Origin of the sequence: Rugamonas aquatica, from assembly GCF_009380215.1 — a bacterium.
Lineage (GTDB): Bacteria > Pseudomonadota > Gammaproteobacteria > Burkholderiales > Burkholderiaceae_D > Rugamonas > Rugamonas aquatica_B.
The window spans coordinates 678,227-703,130 of record NZ_WHUG01000003.1 but is presented as its reverse complement, the minus strand read 5'-3'; the positions used below and the strand labels follow the sequence as shown (position 1 = coordinate 703,130).

Annotated in this window: 18 protein-coding genes; 8 read left to right on the top strand and 10 right to left on the bottom strand. The window is 66.1% G+C overall.

The window, feature by feature from the left end:
• Positions 1 to 164: 164 nt before the first annotated feature.
• Together GEV02_RS11230 and GEV02_RS11225 are read right to left on the bottom strand one after the other, a co-directional pair.
• Positions 165 to 1,190: a J domain-containing protein gene (locus GEV02_RS11230; RefSeq protein ID WP_152838040.1), complete on the bottom strand. Its 1,026-nt coding sequence runs from the start codon at positions 1,188 to 1,190 to the stop codon at positions 165 to 167.
• A 113-nt stretch (positions 1,191 to 1,303) separates the two neighbouring features.
• Positions 1,304 to 2,455 carry a class I SAM-dependent methyltransferase gene (locus tag GEV02_RS11225; protein WP_152838039.1) on the bottom strand — a complete coding sequence of 384 codons (1,152 nt, stop codon included), beginning with the start codon at positions 2,453 to 2,455 and terminating at the stop codon, positions 1,304 to 1,306.
• A gap of 130 nt (positions 2,456 to 2,585) precedes the next feature.
• Here GEV02_RS11225 and GEV02_RS11220 point away from each other — a divergent pair, with 130 nt between their 5' ends.
• Genes GEV02_RS11220 through GEV02_RS11200 form a run of 5 tightly spaced genes read left to right on the top strand, consistent with a single transcriptional unit; the run spans position 2,586 to position 6,518 of the window.
• The gene (locus tag GEV02_RS11220) at positions 2,586 to 3,365 is read left to right on the top strand and encodes an SDR family oxidoreductase (protein ID WP_152838038.1); all 780 of its coding nucleotides are present in this window, start codon (positions 2,586 to 2,588) and stop codon (positions 3,363 to 3,365) included.
• A 37-nt stretch (positions 3,366 to 3,402) separates the two neighbouring features.
• A complete protein-coding gene (locus tag GEV02_RS11215) occupies positions 3,403 to 3,801 on the top strand; it encodes a dihydroneopterin aldolase (RefSeq protein WP_070359386.1) in 399 nt (132 codons plus the stop codon).
• Complete coding sequence (gene ttcA, locus GEV02_RS11210) at positions 3,798 to 4,733, top strand: tRNA 2-thiocytidine(32) synthetase TtcA (protein ID WP_152807830.1); 936 nt, start codon at positions 3,798 to 3,800, stop codon at positions 4,731 to 4,733. The genes GEV02_RS11215 and ttcA overlap by 4 nt, the downstream gene beginning before the upstream one ends.
• 10 nt (positions 4,734 to 4,743) lie before the next feature.
• The gene (locus tag GEV02_RS11205; protein WP_152838037.1) at positions 4,744 to 5,823 is read left to right on the top strand and encodes a sensor histidine kinase; all 1,080 of its coding nucleotides are present in this window, start codon (positions 4,744 to 4,746) and stop codon (positions 5,821 to 5,823) included.
• Positions 5,811 to 6,518: a LytR/AlgR family response regulator transcription factor gene (locus GEV02_RS11200; protein WP_152838036.1), complete on the top strand. Its 708-nt coding sequence runs from the start codon at positions 5,811 to 5,813 to the stop codon at positions 6,516 to 6,518. The genes GEV02_RS11205 and GEV02_RS11200 overlap by 13 nt, the downstream gene beginning before the upstream one ends.
• On the opposite strand, the gene GEV02_RS11195 is transcribed toward GEV02_RS11200, so the two are convergent.
• Together GEV02_RS11195 and GEV02_RS11190 are read right to left on the bottom strand one after the other, a co-directional pair.
• On the bottom strand, positions 6,505 to 10,113 hold the full coding sequence (locus GEV02_RS11195; protein WP_152838035.1) for an ABC transporter permease/M1 family aminopeptidase: 3,609 nt from the start codon (positions 10,111 to 10,113) through the stop codon (positions 6,505 to 6,507). The genes GEV02_RS11200 and GEV02_RS11195 overlap by 14 nt on opposite strands.
• 10 nt (positions 10,114 to 10,123) lie before the next feature.
• A complete protein-coding gene (locus GEV02_RS11190; RefSeq protein WP_152838034.1) occupies positions 10,124 to 10,990 on the bottom strand; it encodes an ABC transporter ATP-binding protein in 867 nt (288 codons plus the stop codon).
• Positions 10,991 to 11,183: 193 nt separating this feature from the next.
• Between GEV02_RS11190 and GEV02_RS11185 the strand changes: the two genes are divergently transcribed.
• A complete protein-coding gene (locus GEV02_RS11185) occupies positions 11,184 to 11,522 on the top strand; it encodes a hypothetical protein (RefSeq protein ID WP_152838033.1) in 339 nt (112 codons plus the stop codon).
• Here GEV02_RS11185 and GEV02_RS11180 read toward each other — a convergent pair.
• The 3 genes from GEV02_RS11180 to GEV02_RS11165 form a co-directional block, all read right to left on the bottom strand.
• Positions 11,519 to 13,288 carry a M14 family metallopeptidase gene (locus tag GEV02_RS11180; protein WP_152838032.1) on the bottom strand — a complete coding sequence of 590 codons (1,770 nt, stop codon included), beginning with the start codon at positions 13,286 to 13,288 and terminating at the stop codon, positions 11,519 to 11,521. The genes GEV02_RS11185 and GEV02_RS11180 overlap by 4 nt on opposite strands.
• Positions 13,289 to 13,381: 93 nt before the next feature.
• Positions 13,382 to 14,953 (bottom strand): S41 family peptidase, encoded by a 1,572-nt coding sequence (locus GEV02_RS11175; RefSeq protein WP_217433122.1) that lies wholly within the window; start codon positions 14,951 to 14,953, stop codon positions 13,382 to 13,384.
• Between the two features lie 58 nt (positions 14,954 to 15,011).
• Positions 15,012 to 15,923, bottom strand: coding sequence for a LysR family transcriptional regulator (locus GEV02_RS11165; RefSeq protein WP_152838030.1), 912 nt, complete (start codon positions 15,921 to 15,923; stop codon positions 15,012 to 15,014).
• A gap of 104 nt (positions 15,924 to 16,027) precedes the next feature.
• Between GEV02_RS11165 and GEV02_RS11160 the strand changes: the two genes are divergently transcribed.
• Positions 16,028 to 17,254 (top strand): MFS transporter, encoded by a 1,227-nt coding sequence (locus tag GEV02_RS11160; protein WP_152838029.1) that lies wholly within the window; start codon positions 16,028 to 16,030, stop codon positions 17,252 to 17,254.
• Here GEV02_RS11160 and GEV02_RS11155 read toward each other — a convergent pair.
• Positions 17,251 to 18,075, bottom strand: coding sequence for an AraC family transcriptional regulator (locus tag GEV02_RS11155; protein WP_152838028.1), 825 nt, complete (start codon positions 18,073 to 18,075; stop codon positions 17,251 to 17,253). The genes GEV02_RS11160 and GEV02_RS11155 overlap by 4 nt on opposite strands.
• A 77-nt stretch (positions 18,076 to 18,152) precedes the next feature.
• Here GEV02_RS11155 and GEV02_RS11150 point away from each other — a divergent pair, with 77 nt between their 5' ends.
• Complete coding sequence (locus tag GEV02_RS11150) at positions 18,153 to 18,413, top strand: hypothetical protein (protein ID WP_152838027.1); 261 nt, start codon at positions 18,153 to 18,155, stop codon at positions 18,411 to 18,413.
• Here GEV02_RS11150 and GEV02_RS11145 read toward each other — a convergent pair.
• Together GEV02_RS11145 and GEV02_RS11140 are read right to left on the bottom strand one after the other, a co-directional pair.
• Entirely contained in the window at positions 18,410 to 21,112 is a 2,703-nt protein-coding gene (locus GEV02_RS11145; protein ID WP_152838026.1) for a TonB-dependent receptor domain-containing protein, read from the bottom strand. The two genes, GEV02_RS11150 and GEV02_RS11145, sit on opposite strands and share 4 nt — an antisense overlap.
• Positions 21,113 to 21,259: 147 nt before the next feature.
• Positions 21,260 to 24,829: an indolepyruvate ferredoxin oxidoreductase family protein gene (locus tag GEV02_RS11140; protein ID WP_152838025.1), complete on the bottom strand. Its 3,570-nt coding sequence runs from the start codon at positions 24,827 to 24,829 to the stop codon at positions 21,260 to 21,262.
• Positions 24,830 to 24,904 lie beyond the last annotated feature (75 nt).

Sequence of the window (24,904 nt, the reverse complement as noted above, 5' to 3'; positions counted from 1 at the left end):
CAGTCAGGGCGGCGACGCCGGCCGCCGCGCCCAAGCTGGCCGCGGTCAAGCCCGCCGCGACGAAGCCAGCGGCAGCCAAACCGGCGGCAAAAGCGCCGGCCGCGCCCAAGCCCGCCGCCAAAGCCAAGGCGGACATGGGCTCGGAATGGGAAGAGTTCTAGCGGCTAGTTGTTGACCGGCGCGGCCGGCGTGGCCGTGCTGGCCGCCGCCGTGCGGCTGGCCGGCGCGCAGCCGCTCTGGTTGGCGCCGATATCCAGGTTTTGATAGCGGATTTCGTATTTGCCGTTGGACAGCTTGTCGACCACCAGCTTGTCGTGCGCCTGCACATAGGCGTAGCGCACATTTGAATGGCGCTCCGTATCGTAGATCTTGATGAACACCGCCGAAGCGTTGCCGGCGTTATCGAGCATCAGCTGCATATCGTCGCCCCGGTTGCCGACCGGGAAACCGGTCATGTAACCGGACTGCGTCGGCCACGGCTCGCCGTTGGGCGCCACCAGGGTCTGGGTCTCGCTCTCGCAATCGGCGGCCGCATTCGGCAGGATCACCTGCGACAGCGCCTGCACCCGGATCGGCGCCGGCCGGCTGCCGTTTGCTTCGGGATAGTAAGGCTGGGTGGAAGCCCAGGCTTCGCGCATCTCGGCCTTGGGATCGCGCGCGGGCAGGCGCTGCTGCGCGCGGCTGCCGCCATCGTCCACCTTGCCGCCCCAGGCCGAGGCCAGCGCGGACGACAACAGATGCGGTTCGGACACCATGGCCACGCCGCCCACCCAGCCCACCAGCAGGCTGGCCGCCAGGCCGCCCCACCACTTCCATGTGGCGGGCCGGCGCGGACGCGGGGTTTCGTCGACCGGCTCCGGGTTCCAGGCCCGGTCCGGCCCGTCGTGGCGGTGCTTGTCGGCGCCGCGATGACCGTGGCCGTGACCGTCCTCGTGGCGGGTGCTCTCCAGCCACTCGATCTCCCACTCCTCGGCGGCGATCCACTCGTCGTGTTCCTTGCGGCGCTGGGCGTCGGACAGGGTGTCGTAGGCGCTGTTGAGGATGGCCATGATGCGCGCAGCCTTCTCATCCCCCGGATTCTTATCCGGATGGTATTTTTGACTCAGCGCCTTGTAGGCGGCACGTATGACCTCCTGCGGCGCCATGCGCGACACCTTCAGGTTGTCATAGTGTGTGTGTATCTTTGCCATCGTTCCAATAATTGTCCAGCGAGCGCGTCATTCATCATAGCCGATCTGGCGCGCCAAAACTCGGCGATCAAGCAAGGAATCGCCTTGCTATTCCGATCATTGTGACATTCAGTCTACAGGCGATGGCTGCGATCGTGGGCGGCAATGGCGTCCGGCAAGGCGACGTTCTTGCCGATCACCAGCACCTTGAACAATTCGCCCATTTCCGCCGGCGACAGCAGCTTTTGCAGCGCCTTGGCCTGCGGCAGATAGCGCATCGCGTCGGACGGGTCGGTGCGCAGCAGCAGCTCGCCGGCGCCGGCGCCGATCAGGAAGCCGGCCTGGTTCAGATAGGCCAGCACCTCGGCGCCCGCCTCCTGCGCCGCCAGCGCCATCGCCGTGAAATCGACGTGGGCCGTGATGTCCTGCAGGCCCGGGTAGTAGAACGGGTCCGGGTGCGCGTGATGGCGGTAGTGGCACATCAGCGTGCCGGTGGCGCGCTGGCCCAGGTAGTACTCGTGCGCCGGGAAGCCGTAGTCGAACAGGAAGGCGGCGTTGGCGCGGCCGTTGCGCAGCATGCGCGCCAGCGTCGCCATGAAGCCGCACGCCACGCCGTGCACTTCGCTGACGTAGCCGACCGGCAGGCTGTCGTGCTCCGGGATCTGCAGCGCGATCTGCGCCAGCAGCTCGGGCCCGGCCGGCGTTTCGAGATAATCGAAGCGGCCGTCGCGCACCGTCACCTGCAATTCGTGCCAGCCTTCCGGATGGCGGGTGATCAGGTGGACCGGCATCGCATCGAGCACCTCGTTGCCGACCACCACGCCGTCGAAGGCGTCCGGGAATTCATCGAGCCACACCACCTGCGGGAAATCGCGCAGCTTGTCCTGCTGGCGCGCGCGCAGCTCGCCGGACAGCTCGACGATGAAATAGCGCTCGATCGCCACCCCGGCGACGGCCATCTCGGTCAGGATGTCGAAGGCCAGCTTGCCGGTGCCGGCGCCGAATTCGAGGATCTGCGGCGCGCTTTGGGCGATAATAGCGGCTGCGGCCTGCGCCACCGCCGCGCCGAACAGCGGCGTGAGCTCGGGCGCGGTTGTAAAATCGCCATCTTTGCCCAGTTTGGCGGAACCGCCGCTGTAGTAGCCCAGATCGGGGGCGTACAGGGCCAGTTCCATATAGCGGGCGAAGGAGATGGCGCCGTCGTTGCGCGCGATTTCGGCGGCGATCAGGTGCGACAGGGCGTGGGACGCGGCCAGCGCGTCGCTTGAAGGTACAGGTAGGGACATAACCGGCATTGTAGCGAATCGGCGCGCCGGGCCGCCAGAAACGAATACAACGTCATTCCCGCGCAGGCGGGAATCCATACTCAACATGGGTTCCCGCCTGCGCGGGAACGACACGTAAACTAAATTGACCATGACGACAAAGCACAATCCATCCACCGCCCCCGTCGCCCTCGTCACCGGCGCGGGCCGCCGCATCGGCCGCGCCATCGCGCTCGGCCTGGCGCGCGCCGGCTGGGACGTGGCGGTGCACTACCGCGCGTCCGAGGCCGAGGCGCGCGAAGTGGTTGCCGCCATCGAGGCGCTGGGCCGCCGCGCCGTCGCCCTGCGCTGCGACCTGGCCGACGATGCCGCCGTGCGCGCCCTGCTGCCGCGGGCGGTGGCCGCGCTGGGCGCTGTGCGCTGCGTGGTCAACAACGCCTCGCTGTTCGAGTACGACAGCGCCGCCGACTTCACCGCCGCCCGCCTCGACGCCCACATGCGCGCCAACGTCGCCGCGCCGGTGATCCTGGCGCAGGCGCTGCACGCGGCCCTGGGCGCCGACGAACAAGGGGTCGTCATCAACCTGCTCGACCAAAAACTGTACAATCTCAATCCTGATTTTTTGTCGTACACCCTGTCCAAGGCGGCGCTGCACACCGCCACCACGATGCTGGCGCAGCAGCTGGCGCCGGCGGTGCGGGTGGTCGGCATCGCGCCCGGCATCACCATGGTGTCCGGCGACCAGACCGACGCCGGTTTCGCCCACGCGCACCGGCAAACCCCGCTGGGCCGCTCCAGCACCCCGGAAGATATCGCCGACAGCGTGGTCTACGCTGCCACGGCACGCGCACTGACCGGCGCCACCCTGCTGGTCGACGGCGGCCAGCACCTGATGCCGCTGCCGCGCGACGTGATGTTTTTGGCGAAATGAGCTGGCCAAACGAATTCAATCTGAAGAAGGTAAAACTATGCTGTCCGCCCTGATACACCCGCAACTGAACGACTGCCGCCGCCTGTTCCTGCGCAACTACGAAGTGTTGATCAACATCGGCGTCTACGAGTTCGAGAAAAAGGGCGAGCAGCGCTTGCTGATCAACGTCGACCTGTACATCCCGCTGGCCGTCTCCACGCCGGTCAAGGACCAGCTGGAAGAAGTGGTGGACTACGACTTCATGCGCGACACCATCGCCAAGCTGATGGCGCGCGGCCACGTGCATCTGCAGGAAAGCCTGTGCGACGACATCGTCAGCGCCATGCTGGAACACCCGCGCGTGCGCGCGGCCCGCGTATCGACCATGAAGCCGGACGTGTATCCGGACTGCGAAGGCGTGGGCGTGGAAGTATTCAAGATCAAGGGAAATGTATGAACGCAGTACTCGACAACGTAGCGGCCGCACCGGCCGCCGCCTCCACCAAGTCCGCCGAGAAGATCGCGCTAGAGAACAACAAGCTGCACAAACGCCTGTGCCGCCTGGTCGGCCAGGCCATCGGCGATTTCAACATGATCGAAGACGGCGACAAGGTCATGGTCTGCCTGTCCGGCGGCAAGGACAGCTACGCGCTGCTCGACATCCTGATGACGCTGCGCGAACGCGCGCCGATCAACTTCGAAATCGTCGCCGTCAACCTGGACCAGAAGCAGCCCAACTTCCCCGACCACATCCTGCCGGCCTACCTGAAGGAACTGGGCATCCCCTTCCACATCGAGAACCAGGACACCTACAGCATCGTCAAGCGTCTGATCCCGGAAGGTAAAACCACCTGCTCGCTGTGCTCGCGCCTGCGCCGCGGCATCCTGTACCGCGTGGCCGATGAACTGGGCTGCAACAAGATCGCACTGGGCCACCACCGCGACGACATCCTGGAGACCTTCTTCCTGAATATGTTCTTCGGCGGGAAGCTCAAGGGCATGCCGGCCAAGCTGGTGTCCGACGACGGCAAGCACATGGTGATCCGTCCGATGGCCTACGTGAAGGAAGAAGACACCGAGCGCTATGCCGAAGTCAAAGGCTTCCCCATCATCCCGTGCGACCTGTGCGGCTCGCAGGAGAACCTGCAGCGCAAGCAGATCAAGGGCTTGATGCGCGATTGGGAAAAGAAATTCCCCGGCCGCGTGGAGAACATCTTCTCGTCGCTGTCGACCGTGGTGCCGTCGCACCTGATGGACCGCGACCTGTTCGGCTTCAAGGACATCAAGGCCGACGGCCAGGCCAATCCGCTGGGCGACATCGCCTTCGACGAAGAGCCATGTTCGACGCCGACCACCGTGCCCGGCATCATCCCGCTGCAACAGGGCTGACCGCCACCGCATGCAGCCCAGCCCCCTGACCGGCAGCCGCCGCGACTACTGGCTTGCGCAATGCGCGGGCTGGGGCGCGCTGGCGGCGCTGGGCGTCTACTCTTCGTGGGGCAAGGGTTTTACGGTCTACGTACTGTGGTTCTCGGTCGCCAAAATCTTTTGTGCGCTGACCGGGCTCGCGCTGTCGCATGGATGGCGCGCCTGGCTGCGCCGCTCCCGCTGGCTGGAGCAGCCGCGCGGGCTGCCGCTGGCGCGCATCGCCGCCGGCCTGGCGGCGCTCAGCGTGGTGCAGACCGCGTCGGTGCTGCTGGCCGAACTCCTGTTCCGCAACGGCGCCATCCTCAAGGACAACGACGAGGTGGCGGCCACACTGGTCATCCTCGCCGTCCTGTGGTATCTCGTATTCGCGCTGTGGACCCTGCTCTACACGCTGGCGCTGTCGCGGCGCCGCGCCACGCAACTGGAAATCGAAAAACTGCAGCTTGAAATCCACGTCAAGGACGCCGAACTGCGCGCCCTGCAGGCCCAGGTCAATCCCCACTTTTTCTTCAACAGCATGAACAGCATCCGCGCTCTGATGTTCCAGGACGTGCCGGCGGCCGCGCGTGCGATGGGCCAGTTGTCCGGCATGATGCGGCACAATCTGCAGGCCGGCATGGCGGACACCGTGCGGCTCGACGAGGAACTGACGGCGCTGCAAGCCTATCTGGGTATGGAGAAGCTGCGCTTTGAAGACCGCCTGCAATTGGCGCAGGATATCGCCCCCGGCCTGGAAGGCGTGATGCTGCCGCCGATGCTGCTGCAAACACTGGTGGAAAACGCCATCAAGCACGGCGTGGAGCGCAGCGTCACTCCCTGCCAGGTGCGCATCACCGCGCACCGCGAAGCCGGCAGCGGCGCGATGCTGCTGCGCGTCGCCAACCAGGGCCGGATGGCGGCGGACAGCACGTCCACGCGACTGGGTCTGGCCAATGCCGCCAAGCGGCTGGTGCTTTTATTCGGACCCGGCGCCGGCTGCGTGCTGGCCGAAGAAGACGGCTGGGTCGTCGCCACCGTGACACTGCCCAAGGAGAGCGCATGCGCGCACTGATCATCGACGACGAACGGCTGGCCCGCGACGAATTACGGCGCCTGCTGCTGGAACATCCGCAGGTGGAAATCGTCGGCGAGGCCGCCGGCGTGCAGGAAGGCCTGCAGCAGATCGCGCGCCTGTCGCCGGAGCTGATTTTCCTCGACGTGCAAATGCCCGACGGCAGCGGCTTCGATCTGTTGACGGCGCTGGAACAGCCGCCCACCGTCATCTTCACCACCGCCTATGACCGCTACGCGATCCGCGCCTTCGACGTCAGCGCGCTGGATTACCTGCTCAAGCCCGTCGATCCGCCACGGCTGGCGCAGGCGCTGCAAAAGCGCTTGCCAGCGCCCGTCGCCGCTGCGGCCGAACCGCCACCGCCGCAGGACGGCAAGGTATTCATCAAGGATGGAGAACGCTGCTGGTTCGTCGCGCTGGACGACATCGTGCTGTTCGAGTCCGAAGGCAATTACACCCGCGTGTATTTCGACCACCACCGCCCTTTGCTGCTGCGTTCATTGTCGCAAATGGAGGCGCGGCTCGACGCCGCCAAATTCATGCGCATCAGCCGCAGCCAGATCGTCAATCTCGCCCGCGTCACCGGCATCGCGCCGGCGCCGGCCGGCGGCATGGCGCTGACGCTACAGGGCGACCTGAGGGTAGCCATGTCGCGCCGCCGCGCCATCCTGTTCAAACAACTCAATCGGCTGTGAGCTGCACCGGCTTGCGGTTGTCGGCCAGATTGCGGTCGATCAGCAGCTGGCGGGGATCGAGCGCCGCTTCGGCCGGCAACTGGTCGACCGTCACCGTCACCGTGGCGTCGCCCGCCCGCAGCTGATGCTTGCCGCGATACAGCTCGCGCCGCGTTGAACCGCCTGCGTACACCGCCACCTCCACCGGTTCGTCATAGGCGCGCTGGGTCTCGCGGCCCTTGCCGTCCGCTTCCAGTTTCGCCAGGCGCAGCTTCAGCGTCACATCCCAGCGGCCGTCCGCGCGGCGGCGCGCATCGGCCGCCGTCATGCGGTTGTCGTACAGGACGATGCGCTCGAACAGATCGGTGATCAGCTGCTGCTTGCCGGCCGGCGTTTCGGCGCGGATGAAGGCCAGCAGATCGCGGCTGGTCGCATACGGCGTGCTGCGGTAACGGTGCCGGTCCAGGAAGGCCTTCAGCGCGCGGTTCAGCGCCGCCTCGCCGATTTCATCGCGCAGCCGGTAGAACACCAGGCTGCCCTTGCGGTACTCGATGTAGGCCTGGTTCTCGCTGCGGTACAACGGCCGCTCCTCGCCCAACTCCTTGCCTCGGCCGCTCAGGTAGGCGTCCAGGTCGAAGCGCAAGATGTGGCGCACCTTGTCCGCGCCGAACTGCCGCTCCATCACCATCAGCGCCGAATACTCGGCCAGCGATTCGGTCAGCATGCCGCTGCCCTGCACGTTGGCGGCGATCACCTGGTCGCCCCACCACTGGTGCGCCACTTCATGCGCGGTGACGTAGAACACATGGTCCACGCCTTCCGGGTCGCGCAGGTCGCTGATGAAGCCCAGCGATTCCGAGAACGGCACCAGGCCGGGGAAGCTGCGCGCGTACTGCTGGTACAGCGGGAACTCGACGATGCGCAGCTGCCGGTCAGGATAGGGGCCGAACTGCGCCGCGTAGTACTGCAAGGCCTGGCGCGCACCGGCGGTCATGCTGTCGATGTTCCAGGCGTGGCGGGCGTCGTAGTCCACCTCGATCGCCACGCCATTCGCCTGCTCCTTGCGCACCTGCCAACGGCCGGACTGGAAGGAGAAGAACGGCAGCACCGGGCGCTCCATCCGGTAGTGGAAATAGCGGCGGCCATCCTGTTCCCAGCTGCGCTGTAGCGTGCCCGGCGCGATCGCCGTCTGGTCGGCGCTGGTGGAAACGGTGGTGTCGAAGTCGACAAAGTCGGCGTCGATGCCCCATTGCTTCCAGTAGTTGCTGTAGCGGGCGCGCGGGTCGTCCAGGTCGGGCATGCCGTGCGGTTCGCCCAGACCGCGCCGACGCCGTTCGCTACGGTCCTCGATTTCCAGCGACGGGTTGTAGCCCAGGCGCGGGAAGTAATTCTCGATGGTGAAATAAGTGCCGTTCAGGTTCAGGCCATCGGGCTTGCCGCTGTTGGTGAAGCCATCGTGGCGCACATCGACGACAAAATCGAGATCCAGCACGGCGCCCGGCGCCAGCGCGGTCTTCAGCTTGATCGCCTTCACTCCGAAGCGTTGATCGTCGACGATCGCGCTGTACGGCGGCAGGTTCGGGAAGCTGGTGGTGGCGGCGGTGTCGGTTTGCAGGCGCAGCGTGTCGATCGGCGTGGTGCCGCGATTCGTCAGGCGGTAGCTGCCGCGCATCGCCAGTCTGCGCTGCGCCGGATAGATGGCGACATCGGCCTTGATCGCCGTGATGCCGGGCTGCGGCAGTCCCTGATACTGGCGGTACAGCTTTTCGTAGGCGGCGCGATCGTCGAGCAGCTCGGCGCTGGACTGGTAGCGGTTCAGCACATTGGTGTTGTAGTAGATCCAGCCCCCGGTGACTGCGAAGCCGGCCAGGCTGGCGGCCAGCGCCCAGCCGCTCACGCCACGCAGGCGGCCCGCTGCACGCGACCAGCGCAGGCGCCAGCCGGCGGCGCGGGCGGGCTGCTGGAGCGCCTGCGCCACGACCAGCAGCGCCGCCGCGAACAGCGCCCAGTACAACGCGAACCAGAGCCAGCCCGCGACAAAGCCGCCGTAGCCGTTCAAGTCGGAGTACACCAGCTGCGGCAACGCGGCGTAGCGGTACAGGCGGTGCTCCAGTCCCAGTGCACCCAGCAGCGGATCGAGCCAGACCAGCAGGATGGACAAGGCATAGCCGACGAACTTGTGATTGACCAGCACCTGTATCGCCAGCAAGGCCATCGCCAACAACACAAAGTAGCCGGCGTTGAGCAGCGTCCCTTGCAGGTACAGCAGCGGTTCCAGTGGTGCGCCGCCCTTGATGACTTGCATGGCGATGGCGGCCAGCACGCCGGTGGCCAGGAAGACGGCGATCACGGCGACCAGCGCACCGCACTTGGACAGCAACGGCAGCCAGCCTGGCACCGGCAGCGCTTCGCTCAGGTCGGCGATTTTGGCCTGGCGGTCCTTGAAGACCAGCTCTCCGCTGTAGAACAGCAGCACGATGGACAGCACGAAGTTGAGGCCATCGCTCAGCTCATCGAGCATCAGGCGCGTGAGCGGATACGGCACGCTGTCGAAGCGCATGCCGCCGACGCTGACGTTGACGACGAAGTTGGCCAGCGCCAGCAACAGCATCACCAGGAAGGGCGCGCTTCTCAGCACGCCGGCCGCATCGAGCCGCAGCAACGCCCAGAACTGCCGCCACGCGGCGGCGGTGCCGAAGCGCGGAGCCACGGGACGCCACGGCGCGCGCGCCGTCGCTACGGTCGATGCGGCCGGGGCCTGCGGCGCAAGCCGGCGGGCCAGACGCGCAAACGATCCATTCCAACGCGCGGCAGTCCCGGCGCGCTGCGGCTTGAACAGCCGGATAGTGGCCGCCAACAGGGCCAGGGCAAGCGCCGACCATAGCAGGCGGTTAATCAGCAGCAGGCCGCTCATGGCGGGCAGCCTGGTATTCATCTCGGCGCCGCTGTAGTAGCGCGTTGCCTGCGACAGCGCCCGCACTCCAAAGGGATCGAGCAGCGCCGCCACGGCGGCGCCTTCGGGCCGGCTTGCCAGCAGGCCCGCCATCGCCCACAGCACGAAAAATCCGAGCACGCCGACATACACCATCAACATCGACCGCGTGGCGACCGCCAGCAGCATCAGCAGCGCCGCCACGAACAGCAGGTTGGGTACGATGAAGACCGCGAAGCTCCACAGATAGGGCGCCGCCGATACAGGCCCCAGCCGCTCGGGATCGGCGCCGGAGGTGGCGGAGCCCAGCACCATCGCCAGCACCACCAGCACGAACACCAGCAGGCAGGCCGCGTAGCCCGCCATGAAACGGCCGCCGAGGTAGTCGCGCTTGCGCATCGGCGTGGCGTACAGCAGGTCGGCGATGCCGGCGTCGCTGTCGCGCAGCACGGCGCCGGCGATGAACACAGCCACCAGGAACATGGCGATCATGCTCAACACGCCCAACTGGTTGGCCACCACCACCGGCGCGTTCAGATGGACATTGCCGATGGCGCCGCCCAGCCGGAAGCTGCTGCTGCCGGCGGTCAGGAAGGCCGCCGCCATCAGCGGCAAGGTCAGTACCCACAACAGCGGCTGGCGCAGCTGATAGCGCAGATCGAAACGGAAAAATTCCTGCCACATCGCGTTCTCCTCAGGCGGCCCGCAGTTGCAGGAAGTAGACGTCTTCCAGGTCCGGCTCGACGCGGCGGAAGCCTTCGTCCGGCTGGCTGTCGGCGTACACATTGATCTGCGGCCGGCCGCCCACCAGGCGGCTCGACAGCACGGTGCAGCGCTGCTGGTATTCGGCCAGCTCGCCATCGCTGACGCTGCGGCGCCAGACGCGGTCCCGCAGCGTGGCGATGGCCGCCTGCGGCGCACCCTCGATCAGCACCCTGCCCTTGGCGATCATCGCCATGCGCGGGCACAGGTCGGTCACGTCCTCCACAATGTGGGTCGACAGGATCACCACCACGTTCTCGCCGATGTGCGCCAGCAGGTTGAGGAAACGGTTGCGCTCATCGGGATCGAGGCCGGCGGTCGGCTCGTCGACGATCACCAGCTTGGGCGCCCCCAGCAAGGCCTGCGCGATGCCGAAGCGTTGCCGCATGCCGCCCGAGTAGCTGGCGACGGCGCGCTTGCGCGCCTCCCACAGATTGGTCAGCTGCAGCAGCGCCTCCACCGCCTCCTTGCGTTCGCCGCGATGGGTCAGGCCTTTCAATATGGCGAAGTGGTTCAGCAGCTCCAGCGCGCTAACCTTGGGATAGACGCCGAAGTCCTGCGGCAGGTAGCCGAGCTGGCGGCGCAGCGCGGCCTTGTCGGCGACGACATCGACGCCGTTGAAGTGAATGGTGCCGCTGTCGGCATCCTGCAAGGTGGCGATGGTGCGCATCAGCGAGGACTTGCCGGCGCCGTTGGGGCCCAGCAGGCCAAACAGGCCGGTGGGGATCTCCAGGCTGATATGGTCGATGGCGTGGACGCCGTTGTCGTAGGTTTTGTTCAGCTGTTTCAGCGATAGCATGGGCTCAGACTCCGGTGAGAGGATGAGCCAGCGTAGCGCCGCCCTCCACTCACCGCCATCGCCGGCACACGAACGGGGCAAGGCGCTGGCCGAACGGTCGAAAACCGTGACGGGCGGCGCCGGCATTCTTCTTCCCTCCACTAATGCAATTTACGCTATATTGCGTAAATAACCACTCACAGGGAAAACGACCATGAAAATCGACACCAAGGCACTCGGCGACGCCGGCGCGGCGGCCCTCGGCCAGCGCAAGAAAACCGACAGCGGCGCCGACTTCAAGGCGGCGCTGGAAGCGGCCAAGCAGCCGACCGCCGCGCAGGAGCTGGACAGCTACATGAAGAAATCGCCGGCGGAACGGATGATGGAAATGATACTGAAAAGCCTGGGCGAGACGCCGGAATCGCTGGCGGCCAAGTCGCCGCAGGAGCAGGCTGCGATCATGGCCAAGGTGAACCAGATCATGAAGCAGAAGATGGAAGAAGCCACCGCCAAGCAATCAGGCGGTGGCACCAGCGTCAATATCTCGGTCTAGTACTTCTGCGCCGTGCGCAGCACCGGATAGAGGTTGTAGCGCTCGTCCCACGAAGCGTGACGGCGGGCGAAGAACTCCAGCCGCTTGGCCGGGCTCTTGTTGAACTCCGCGTCGCTGTCCAGTTTTTTCTGGAACTCGGCGCGCAGTGCCGGATCGGCTTCCAGCTGTTCGCGCGCCACGTCCTCGGCCACATACTCCTCCATGTACTCCTTGCGCTCGAAGGCGTTATTGAATTCGCCCCAAGCCAGCAATGAGTCGGCGCCGCGCGGCTCCAGCATCGTCATCACCAGGCGCGCCTTGGGCTGGGCGATCGGCACGAACAGCGAACCTTTCGCCACGCTGCGGCGCTCGCGGCCCCAGTCGCCTTCCACCGCCAGCGACTGATGGCCTTCAAACGACTGTGCGCCGAATTTGACCTTGGCCGCGCGGAAGCTCTCCACCTCGGCCGACATCTGGTCCGCCCCCAGCACCTTGAAGATTATGCCGTGCTGTTTCAGCTTGGCGCCGATGCGGGCCGCATCGGCCAGCGGCACCAGGTAGCCGCCCTTGGGCGCGGCGATCTTCAGGTCCGGCACCACTTCGTCGCGCAGCGGCACGCTCCAGATCTGCGGCTTGGTTTCATCGTAGTGCGTCATCAGGCCGCCCGACACTTCCGAATGGCTGCGCGTGTACTCGTAGCCGGGGAACTCGATGGTCTTGGCGTTGAAGGTGGTGCGGTAGCTGATCGGGAAATCGGCGCCGGCCATGGCGGCGGCGCGCACGTCGGCGTCCTGCGTCATCTTCTGCCATTCCTTGCCGTGCGCGGCGACCTGCGACAGCAGCGAGACGATGGTGTTGCGGGTGATACGCACGCGGGTCGGGTAGTCCTTCCAAGAGTGGGTTTCGACCAGCATCGCGAAGCGGTTACGCATCGGGAAGTAGCCGGTCGAGAAGCGCGCAGTCGACATGCTGTCGACGAAGCCGGAGGCCGGATCGTCGTCCGCCGCGAACGAGATGTAGTACGGCTTGGGATCGGAGCCCTGCGATTTCAGGTCCGCGATCACCGACGATTGCAGCGCCCGGCCGGCCTGCTTCAGCTGCTCGTCGCCGCCGTGCACCGGCTCGACCTGGATCGACACATCCGGCTGGAACTTGGCGCCATCGGTCACGTGCAGGTCGATGTAAGCCAGCGGATCCCAGGCGTTCACCAGCGCCAGCATAGCCTGCATTTCCGGCGCGTCGGCTTTGACGTAGTCGCGATTGAGGTTGTAGTTCTGCGCCGTGGTGCGCCAGCCCATTTCCACCGGGCCGCGCTGGTTCGGGCGGTTCCATTTGCCGAAGCGCTCATGGCCGTCGACGTTGAACACCGGGACGAACAACAGCACCTGCTTGTCCAGCGCGCCCGGCGCAGCCTTGTTCTCCAGCGCCTCGCGCAGCGCCAGGAAGCCGGCGTCCTTGCCGTCGATCTCGCCGGCGTGGATGCCGCCCTGCACCAGCAGCACCGGCACGCCGCGCTTCTTCGCCTGCTCGGCGGTCAGCGCGCCGGTGCGGGTGACGGCCAGCGCCAGCATCGGACGGCCTTCCGGCGTGCGGCCGAATTCGAAGCAGCGCACCTGTTTCGGATACGCCTTCTGGAAGCCCGCGCACAGGGCGACAACTTCGTCGTAGCGGCCGGTGTTCTGGAAGCCGGAACGTTCGGCGATCGTGCTGAGGGGAGCGGCAGCTGGCGCGGCGGCGGCCAGGGTAGAGGTAGCGGCAAAGGCAAGCAGAATGGCGGAACGTATCATGGACAGGCTTCCAGCAAGGGTTGAATGGCCGATGCCCGGCGGGGACTACCCGCCGGCATCGGATACGCGGGAAATTATAGTCGGCTTGGCGCGTCAGCGTTCGCGGATCGAAATTTCCTTCACTTCCGGCCGCACCAGCTGCATGGCGCCGGCCTGCGTGCGGTTGCGCATCGGCGCTACCGGACAGGCGCCAGTGGCGCGGTAACTGAGCGCCGTGGCCAGCAGGCCCTCGGACGGATCGCCCTGCGCGCGCGTCAGGTCGTCGCCGGCGCGGCAGGTCGGCGCGAAGCCGTCCGCGTAATCGCCGAAGCCCTTGCTGTTCAAACCCTGGTACTCGATCGCGAAGTAGGTGGTGCCGCAGTTATTGGCCGGCAGGAAGGCATACGGCTTGCCGCAGGTCTCGCCGCCGATCAGCGTGACCTCGATATCGATCCCGCGCAGGCTGTTGATGACGGACTCGCTGGCCGAACAGGTGCCGGGCGTGGTCAGGATGGTGACGCGCTTGAGACCCAGGTAAGGCAGCGGCGCGCCCAGCGCGACCGGATCCGTCGACTTGTAGCCGCTGGCCGTGGCCTGGAACATCTGCGGCGGATCCTGCTTGGTCTTGTCGTTCGGGCGCAGCTGCTCGAACACCTTGCCGGCGGTCGGCCCCGGCCCGGCGATCATGTATGCCAGTTCGCTGGCGATGGTCAGCAGGCCGCCGCCGTTGTAGCGCATGTCCAGCACCAGGTCGGAGACGCCGGCGGCCTTGAAGCCGCCGATGGCCTTCACCAGCGGGCCCTCGGCCATCGCATTGTGCTCGTTGAATACCAGGTAGCCGACCTTGCCGCTGGCGGTGTCGAGCAGCTTGACGTTCTGCACCGGCGGCTTGGCCACCTGCTGCGACGTCAGGTCGGCCGTCACCAGCGTGCCTGCGCGGCTCAGCACCAGCTGGTGGGTTTCGCCGGCCTTGGCCGGGAACAGGCCGGCGTTGATCTTGGCCTTGCCCTCGGTGCTGGTGTCGCCGATGGCCACGCCGTCGACCGAGACCAGGCTGTCGCCGCGCTGCAGGCCGGCCAGCGCGGCCGGCGAATCCGGCGCCACCATGGTCAGCGTCCAGACGCGCGGCGCGGCCGGGTCGACGCTGCGCACCCAGGTCTGGCCGTAGCCCAGTTCAACGCCGCTGTTCGACAGCGCGATCCAGGCGTCGGTCGGATAGGTGAAGTGGAAGCGGTCCTTGGCCCGGCCCGAGGCGGTGATTGCCGGCGTCTTCAAGTCGGCGAAGTAGTCCACCGCGCGCTTGTAGTCTTCCATCTTCAGGTTGGTCGGGAGCTCCTTGTACCACAGGTAGCTGGCGTCGAAGAAGGAGCGCATCCACTTCATTTCATCGGTCAGCGTGCCCTGCACGTCGGACCACACATTCGGGCGCGGCTTCTCGCAGTGCGAGGCCAGCAGGTACCAGTCGCCGCTGAAGTCGATGGGTGGCGTCACGGGCGGGGTCGGCGGGATGATGGGTGGTATGACGGGCGGCACCACCGGCGGCACCGGCGGGTCAACCGGCTTGGGCGGAGTGACCGGTTCAACCGGCGTCGGTGGGACGACCGCCGTCGGCGGCGCATCGCCGCCGCAGCCGCTCAACAAAGGGAGCGACAGCGCGACGGCACAGGCAAGGGGAGCGATTTTCATCGCGAAATTATAGTCCGCAACAACGCCGAGGTGTCAATTGAGCAATCTTTCTTACAATTTAGGTTTGCAGGTCGGGATCGGCCTGGAACACGCCGGCGATCCAGTCGGCAAACACCCGCAGCCGCGGCGACGCCATGCGGCCCTGCGGATACAGCAGCGAGATCGGCATCGGCGTCGGCGGCGTCGCGGCCAGCACCTCGACCAGCGCGCCGCTGGCCAGATGCTGGCGCACCTGGTAGCGCGCCGCCTGGATCACGCCCATGCCATGCAGCGCGCAGATGATGTAGGCGTCCGGATCGGTGACGGCGATCGCGCCCGGCACATCGACCGTCACCACGCGGCCGTCGACCACATACTCCCAATCGAAGGGCCGGCCGGTGCGGCCGGAAAAATGCGTCACGCCGCGATGCGCGCGCAAATCGGCCGGCGCCTGCGGCACGCCGTGCGCGGCCAGGTAGGATGGCGCGGCGCAGGTCAGGAAGCCCATGTTGCCGATGCGCCGGCCTATCATCGCCGAATCCTGCAGCTCGCCCACGCGCAGCGAACAATCGAGGCCTTCGCGCGTCAGGTCCGCCACCCGTTCGTTCAGGCTGATGAACAGGTCGAGATCCGGATACTCGCGGCAGAAAGCGGGGATATGCGGCATCACCACATGGCGGCCGACGGCGCCCGGCAGCTCCACCCGCAGCTTGCCCTGCGGCTTGCTGCGCCCATGGCCGCGAAACGCGCCTTCCGCATCTTCCACCGCCTGCAGGATCTCCAGGCAGTGCTTGAAATAGTCGGCGCCGTCGGGCGTGAGCGACAGGCGGCGCGTGGTCCGCTGCAGCAGCTGGGTGCCGAGGAAGGCTTCCAGCTTCTTGATGGTCGCCGTCAGCGCGGCGCGCGGCAGGTTCAGCGTCTCGGCGGCGCGCGTGTAGCTGTTGGCCTCGACGATGCGCACAAAGGTCTGCATGGCCTTCAGTCTGTCCATGATTGTTCATATAAAGTGAAAAGTATGGAAGCATTATGCCCTGATTATCTTTGCCCGGTTTTTGCCTAGAATCTGCGCATTCCCACTCTTCCATGGAAGCCATCATGAGCAATCCCGCACAAGACGACATCAGCCCCGGCATGGTGCTGCTGCTGGCCGCCGCGACCGGCCTGATCGTCGCCAACCTGTACTACGCACAAACGCTGGTCGGCCCGATCAGCGCCGCCACCGGGCTGTCGCCGCAGGCGGCCGGCCTGATCGTCACGCTGACGCAGATCGGCTACACCCTCGGCCTGCTGTTCGTGGTGCCGCTGGGCGACCTGCTGGAAAACCGCCGCCTGATCGTCGGCGGCCTGCTGTTCACGTCCGCCATGCTGGTGCTGGCCGCGTTCAGCACCAGCGCGTGGATGTTCCTGACCGCCGCGCTGGGCATCGGCCTGGGCTCGGTGGCGGCGCAGATCATCGTGCCGTTCGCCGCCCACCTGTCGAAGGAAGCCACGCGCGGCCACACGGTCGGCAAGGTGGTCAGCGGCCTGCTGCTGGGGATCATGCTGGCCCGCCCCGCCGCCAGCCTGATCGCCGACTGGAGCAACTGGCATGTGGTGTTCGGCGGCGCCGCCGCGGTGGTGCTGGCCGTGGCGCTAGTGCTACGCGCCAAACTGCCGCTGCGCGCGCCGGCCGCCAAGATAGCCTATCCGGCGCTGATGGCGTCCCTGTGGCACCTGTTCCTGCGCACGCCGCTGCTGCGCCGCCGCGCCGCCTATCACGCCGGCCTGTTCGGCGCCTTCAGCCTGTTCTGGACCGTCACGCCGCTGATGCTGGCCGGCCCGCAGTTCCACCTGTCGCAGACCGGCATCGCCATCTTCGCGCTGGTCGGCATGGCCGGCGCGGTGGCCTCGCCCATCGCCGGCCGCCTGGCCGACGCCGGCCACACGCTGATGGCAACCGCCGCCGCACTGGCGCTGGGCGTGATCGGCTTCGCGCTGCCGATGGTGGCGCCGCAGCTTCCGGGTCTGCGCAACGTGGCGCTGGCGATGCTGGTGCTCGCATCCATCGTGCTGGACATGGGCGTGGCGGCCAACCTGGTGCTGGGCCAGCGCGCCATCTTCACGCTGGGCGCGGAGGTGCGCAGCCGCTTGAACGGCGTGTACTTCGCGCTGTTCTTCGCCGGCGGCGCGCTCGGTTCGGCGCTGGGCGGCTGGATGTACGCCACCCACGGCTGGCACGCCACGCTGTTGACCGGCATGGCCTTCCCGGCCCTGGCGCTGCTGTACTGGCTGACCGAGTATGCCGGCCACGTCTCGACGCTCAAGGCCGAGGTGAAAGCCTAAGGCAGCGCCAGCGCCGCCGCGTGGGAGGCGGCGAATCCGCCGGGCGCCACGCCCATCTCGCGGCGGAACATGGCGATGAAGGCGCTCAGGCTGTCGTAGCCCAGCTCCAGCGCGACACTGGTGACGGCATGGCCGGCCGCCAGCAACTCCACCGCGCGCATCAGGCGCGCGCGCTGGCGCCAGTCGGAGAAGGACAGGCCGGTCTCCGAGACGAAATGCCGGGTCAGCGTGCGCGGCGCGATGGCCGCCCACCCGGCCCATTCGTTCAGCGAACGCGGATCGGCCGGATCGGCGGCCAGCGCCTGCGCGATCTTCAGCAGGCGGCGGTCGGTGGGCATGGTCAGCACCAGCTGCTCGCGCGGCGCGGCGGACAACTCATCGAGGATCACCGCCGCGATGCGCTCCTGCGCCGGGGTCGGTGCAGCCATCAAGCCTGCCGCCGGCCACGCGCTGGCGCGCAGCACCGCCTCCCTCAGCAAGCCCGATACCTGGAACACCTGCGGCTGCGCCGGCAAGGCCGCGCAGCCGGCAGGCGCAACGTAAGCGCTCCACGCACTCACCGGCCCATGTGCATCGAGGCCGTGCAGATGGTGCGGCGGAATCCAGATCGCATAACCGGGCGGCACCACCAGCCGTTCGCGCTCCGTGCTGATCGTCAGCAGGCCGCTCAAGGCGCCGATGGCCTGGCCGCGCGCGTGGCTGTGCGTGGCCGTCATCCGCACATCGCCGGACGACAGCGCGGCGAACAGCAGCGGACCGCCGTCGGCATCGACGCGGGCGGGATCGATTACAGGAGAGTGTTTGGCTTGCATGCGACACATTATGGCATTTCCGCGCAAGCCAGGCCACCACGCAGCCGTCAAGATGGAGTCCTCACCAACCCACAGGAGATTGCACCATGCGAGCACAAGACATACTGCCGGACCACGTCAACACCGGCGAATTCAACGGCGTCACCGTCAGAAAAGGCACCGTCGGCGCCTTCCTCGCCAACGCCCGCACCTTGCAGGCGGAGGACAGCACGGAAAAAACCCGCGACGAAGCGCGGGCCGACATCATCGATGCGGTACCGGCGATGGCGGCACTGGGCATCTTCGATGTATTCGAGATCAGCGACCCGGCGCTGCGCGAACTGGTCGCGCAACGCCGGCCTGCTTAGGAACCGAAGTGGTAATTCAGCTCGACCCAGCCCTGGCGGCCGGTCGGGCTGTAATTGCCGACCGTGTAGTAAGGCCAGCCGCCGCTGGTGTCGGGCTTGACCCGGTTGAACAGGTTGTTGACCGCCACCGACACCGTGACGCGCTGGTTCAGGCGATACACCACGCTGGCGTTGACCAGCGTGGACGGCGCCAGGAACGCCGTGCCGCCGGCATTCGGCACGCGGCCGTAACGCTGCAGGAACAGGGTGTTCGACCAGTCGCCCTGGTTCCACGTCAGGCTGGCATTGAGCTTGTCGCGCCAGTCGGCGTTGCTCAGGTCTTCCAGATCGTCGATCACCTCGTCGCCGGAGAATTGGCGCGACTTCTTGTTCAGCGTCTTCGAATAGGCGGCCTTGGTGATCCATACGCCGTAACCCTGCGTGCGCAGCACATACTTGCCGCTGATGTCGATGCCGCTCACGCTGGTCGACGCCGCGTTGATCGGGCTGACCAGGATCTGCTTGATCTCACCCGGCTTGTTCAAGGCCGTCAGCGGATTGCGGACGATGCGGGCGATGGTGTCGGCGCAGGTCGGCGACGTCAGGTCGTTGGCCATGCGGCAGTCCGATTCGTCGCGCAGCAGCTTGTCGGCGCTCAGGTTCGTCACCAGATCGTCGATCTTGATGTTCCAGTAGTCCAGCGTCACGTCGAAGTTGGTGCTTGGCGACCATACCGCGCCCAGGCCCGAAGAGCGGCCCTTCTCGGGACGCAGGTTCTTGCTGCCGGACTGCACGTAGTCCGCACCCGGCGACACATTGGCGAACTCGCAGGTCTCGACCGGCTGGCCCGCCTTGGCGCAGCGGTAGTAGTCGGTGGACGATGCGTAGTAGCCGGTGCCGCGCGCCTTGAAGATGTAGTTCATGTCCGGCGCGCGGAAGCTGGTCGAGTGATTCCCGCGCAGCAGCAGCTGCGTGACCGGACGCCATTCCAGGCCGGCGTTGTAGGCCAGCCTGCCGTCGCTGCGGCCGGCGAAGCTGTAGCGGTCATAGCGCGCGGCCAGCGTTCCATCGAGCTTGTTCAGCAGCGGCACATTCGCCTCCACGCCCAGCGCAAAGCGCTTGCGGGTGCCGGCCGTGACATCGGACGGCGTCACCGTGTTGAAGTAGCCCTGGTTGATGCGCGCGTCAGGTTCGTTCGAGAAGCCCTGCTTGCCCAGCTCCGCCACCGTCGCCAGCTTGACCGGACCGGCCGGCAGGTTGAACGCCTCGCCGTTGGTGCTCAGGCTGACCGAGTTGGTCCACGACTTGTCGCGGCTGTTGGCGTTGTCGGTGATGCTGTCGAATTCCGCCGGCGTCAGGCGCCGCGTCAGGCGCGCCGGATCGGGCGCATAGATCGCCACGCCGTCCGCGTCGACGCCCAGCTTGGGACCGAGGAAGAAGCTGTCGATATTCGACCGCGCGCGCGGCGTATGGCTCTCGCTCTTGTACAGCGACGCCGTGTAGGCCGCCTCGTACTGCCAGCTGGTGCCGGGGATCTGTCCCTTGGCGCCGAAGGAGAGCGAACTGGCCTGGTCGTCCCAGCTACGGTTGTAGCGGTCCACGCCGCCGATTTCCTCCGGCGAGATATACCGGTTCCAGGCCTCGTAGGTTTTGCTGTTCTGGTTCCAGAAATAGCTGTCGGCGGTCGACGCCGAAGTCCACGACGGGCCGCGCGTGTTGTTGGTGCTGCGGTTCAGGCCTAACAGCGCCTCGGCGAACAGCGTGGTGGTCGGCGACAGCTCGTAGTTGGCGCTGCCGAACAGATTCTGGCTGCTGTTCTTGGTCTGCGTGGTCCAGTAGGTCGGCGCCACTTTGCCGCTACCGCAGTAGCTGCCGGACTTGCCGGCGTACTTGACGGTGCTGCCGCCAAACAGATCGCTCAGGTTCGAACAGGCGTCGCCCGGGTCGATCAATTGGCCGGTGCTGACGTTCTTGCGGCCCAACAGCGATGTCGGCGCCACGCCGACCTTGGCGCTCATGAATTCGCGCTCGCGGCTCCACAGCGGATCGCGTTCCAGGAATTCGGCGCTGAACAGGGTATTGAGTTTGTCGAAGCTTTTACCGCCGGTCAGTTGCAGGCGCTGGTCGCCGCCACCGCCGCGCGACGTGCCGCCCACCTTGAGGTTGACGTCCAGGCCCTCGGCCTGTTTTTTCAGGATGATGTTGACCACGCCGGCAATCGCATCCGAGCCGTAGACGGCGGAAGCGCCGCCGCTCAGGATCTCGATGCGGTCCACCACGCTCGATGGGATATTGGCCAGGTTGGTGAAGTTGACCGTGCCTTCGTAGGCGATCGGGAAGTCCGCCATGCGGCGGCCGTTGAGCAGCACCAGCGTGTGATTGGGACCGAGGCCGCGCAGGCTGATGGTGTTGGCCGATGGCGTGAAGGTGTTGCCGTAGTCGCCGCCCTGCGTGAAGCCGCTGTTCTGGGTCAGGTTGCTGAGCGCATCGAAAACGTTTTTGTAGCCTTGCTTGGTGATGTCCTCGCCGGTGAGGACCGTGACGGCGGATACACCCTCAAGGCTGGCGCGCGGAATGCGCGAACCGGTGACGACGACGGCGGGCGGCGCAGCGGTAACTGCGGCCGCCTCCTGTGCTTGCGCCAGGGTAGAGCCGGCAGCGCCGCACAGCAGGGCGATAGCGCCCGCCGCCAGCGGCTTCAATTCAAATTTTGTTTTCATTGAGGTGATCCGGGGGGGTAAGGAAAAGGACGCCACCTTACCAAGCCAGGGATCAAAGCTGAACGAATGATTTCTTCCTTACTTATGCATTATTTTGGTGCAAAAAAAGCCGAGGACTAGCCTCGGCTTTTCAGATGCCCGTCAAACTCAGGCTACGTGCGGCGCCGCGCCGGACGATGCCGGCTTGCCGAAGGCCGCCAGCAAGGCCGCTTCCTTCTGCTTGGCCGCCTTGAAGTGACGCTCCTTCACGTGGCCGTAGCCGCGGATGTCTTCAGGGATGCTGGCGATGGCCACGGCCTGCGACAGGTTCTCGGCCGTCAGCTTCGGCAGCAGCGAGGACATGGTATCGCGGTACTCGCCGATCAGCGCGCGTTCCATCTTGCGCTCCGCCGTGTAGCCGAAGATGTCCAGCGCCGAACCGCGCAAGCCCTTGAACTTGGCCAGCAAACCGAACGCCTTCATCATCCACGGACCGAATTCCTGCTTGATGAGGTGGCCGTCGGCATCGTGCTTGGCAAACAGCGGCGGCGCCAGGTGGAACTTCAGCGTGACATCGCCTTCGAACATGCCGGCGATCTTCTGCTGGAATTCGCCGTCGGTGTACAGGCGGGCGACTTCATACTCGTCCTTGTACGCCATCAGCTTATAGAAGTAGCGGGCCACGGCTTCGCTCAGGCGGGTGGTCTTTCCCAGCTTGAGCTCTTCCGCGCGGACCTGGTCGACAAACGATTTATACTGTTTAGCATAATTCGCGTCCTGATAAGCCGTCAGCAGCTCGACGCGGCGGGCGACGATGTCGTCCAGCGTCTGGATGCGTTTGAACTCGATCACCTTGGCCGGCGTGGTCAGCTTGGTCACGGAAGCCAGGTCGTGGGCGGCGGTGCGGCCCCAGTTGAAGGCCGATTTGTTGAAGCCGACCGACACGCCATTGAGCTCGATCGCCTTGATCAGCGATGCTTCGCTCAGCGGCACATGGCCCTTCTGGAACGCATAACCCAGCATGAACATATTGGTGGCGATCGAGTCGCCCATCAGCGCGGTGGCGATCTGGCCGGCGTCGACGAAGTCCACCAGCTCGTTGCCGCAGGCCTTGACGATTTCGCCGCGCGAGGAAGCGTCCGGGAACTGCCAGTCCGGATTCTTCACAAACGCCGCAGTCGACGAGCCGGTCGAGTTAATCATCGCATGCGTGCGGCCTTCGCCCATGCGCGACAGGGCGTCGCGCGAGGCGGTGACGATCAAATCGCAGCCCACCACCAGGTCGGCGCTGCCGGTGCCGACGCGGGTCGAGTGCAGGTCGGACTGCTTGTCCGCCAGGCGCACGTGCGACATCACCGGGCCACCCTTCTGGGCCAGTCCGCTCATGTCCAGCACGATGGCGCCCTTGCCTTCGACGTGCGCAGCGACGGCCAGGATCTGGCCGACCGTCACCACGCCGGTGCCGCCGATGCCGGTGATCAGGATGCCGTACGGCGTTTCCGTCGACGGCAGCACAGGCGTAGGCAGCACGGCCTGCGGGCCTTCGCCCACTGCGGCTTTCTTCGGCTTCTTCAGCGCGCCGCCTTCCACCGTCACAAAGCTCGGGCAGAAACCGGTGGTGCAGGAGAAGTCCTTGTTGCAGGACGACTGGTTGATCTGGCGCTTGCGGCCCAGGTCCGTCTCCAGCGGCTCCACCGACAGGCAGTTGGACTGCACGGAGCAGTCGCCGCAGCCTTCGCAGACGGCTTCGTTGATGACGGCGCGCTTGGCCGGATCCGGGTACTCGTTACGCTTCCGGCGGCGGCGCTTCTCGGAGGCGCAGGTCTGGTCGTAGATCATGGCCGACACGCCCGGCTTGTCGCGCAGTTCGCGCTGCACGTCCATCAATTCGCTGCGGTGGCGCACGGTGACGCCGGGCGCCCAGTTGTAATCGGCCGGGTATTTTTCCGGCTCGTCGGTGACGACGATGATGGGCGTGACGCCTTCGGCGGCGATCTGGCGCGAAATCATGCCCGGGTCCAGCGGGCCGTCGAAGGCCTGGCCACCGGTCATGGCGACGGCGTCGTTGAACAGGATCTTGTAGGTGATGTTGACCTTGGCCGCCACCGCCGCGCGAATCGCCAGGATCCCGGAGTGGAAGTAGGTGCCGTCGCCCAGGTTGGTGAAGACGTGCTTCTCGTTGGTGAACGGCGCCTGGCCCACCCAGGTCACGCCCTCGGCGCCCATGTGGGTGAAGGTGGACGTTTCGCGGTCCATCCACAGCACCATGTAGTGGCAGCCGATGCCGGCCAGCGCGCGCGAACCTTCCGGCACCTTGGTCGACGAGTTGTGCGGGCAGCCGGAGCAGAAGAACGGCGTGCGGTCGGTCTGCGGATTCGGTTTGACCGACAGCGTTTTCAGCGCCAGTTCCTTCGCTTCCAGGAAGGCCACGCGCTCCTGCACGCGCTGCGCCACCGGATGGCCGGCGCAGTAGTGGGCGATGCGCGAGGCGATGGCGCGCGCGATCTGCGCCGGGTTCAGCTCATAGGTGGCCGGCAGCAGCCAGTCGCCGTGGCCGGTCTTGCCCTTGTTGCTCCATTCACCGGTGTCGTCGAACTTGCCGACCACGCGCGGACGCTCGCCGTCCGGCAGGTTGTACAGCTCTTCCTTCAGCGCGTATTCGAGGATCTGGCGTTTTTCTTCGACCACCAGGATCTCGTCCAGGCCCTTGGCGAATTCGTGCACGCCGTCCGCTTCCAGCGGCCAGGTCATGCCGATCTTGTACAGGCGGATGCCGATGTCGGCGGCGGCCTGCTCGTCGATGCCCAGGTCGGCCAGCGCCTGGCGCGTGTCCAGGTAAGATTTGCCGGCGGTGATGATGCCGATCTTAGGCTTCGGCGAATCCCAGATAATTTTGTTCAGCTTATTCGCGCGGCAGTAGGCCAGCGCGGCGTACCACTTGTAGCTGTTCATCCGCACTTCCATATCGAGCACGGTGTCCGGCCAGCGGATATTCAGGCCGCCTTCGGGCAGCTCGAAGTCGGTCGGCAGTTCGATCTTGACGCGGTCCGGGTCGAAGTCCACCACGGCGCCGGATTCGATGATGTCGGTGACGCACTTCATCGATACCCACAGGCCGGTGTAGCGGCTCATGGCCCAGGCGTGCAGGCCGTAGTCGATGTATTCCTGCACCGACGATGGGTACAGCACAGGGATGCCGCAGGCGTTGAGGATGTGGTCCGACTGGTGGGCGGTGGACGAGGACTTGGCCGCGTGGTCGTCGCCGGCCAGCACCAGCACGCCGCCGTGCTTCGCGGAGCCGGCGTTGTTGGCGTGCTTGAAGACGTCGCCGCAGCGGTCGACGCCGGGGCCTTTGCCGTACCACATGGAGAAGACGCCGTCGTATTTGGCGTCCTGGAAAAGATTGGTTTGCTGCGTGCCCCAGACTGCGGTCGCTGCCAGGTCTTCGTTCATCCCGGGATGGAACTTGACGTGGTGGGCGTCCAGGTACTTCTTGGCTTTCATCGCCGTCATGTCGACGCTGGTGACGGGAGAGCCGCGATAGCCGGTGATGTAGCCGGCGGTGTTCAGGCCTGCTTTCAGGTCCCGTTCGCGCTGCATCATCGGTAGACGGATCAGGGCCTGGGTGCCGGTCATGAAGGCCCGGCCGCGTTCCAGCGTCCACTTGTCGTCTAGTGAGATTTCGTTGTCCGAGTGCGTGCCCGGCTCCAGTTGCGAGCCCTTGTGAGGTGCGTTCATTGTGTCTCCATTATTCTTTAAGCCATGCGCTACAGGGCCGGATTGGCCCTTTAACGCGCGATCCGCCGGCCCTTG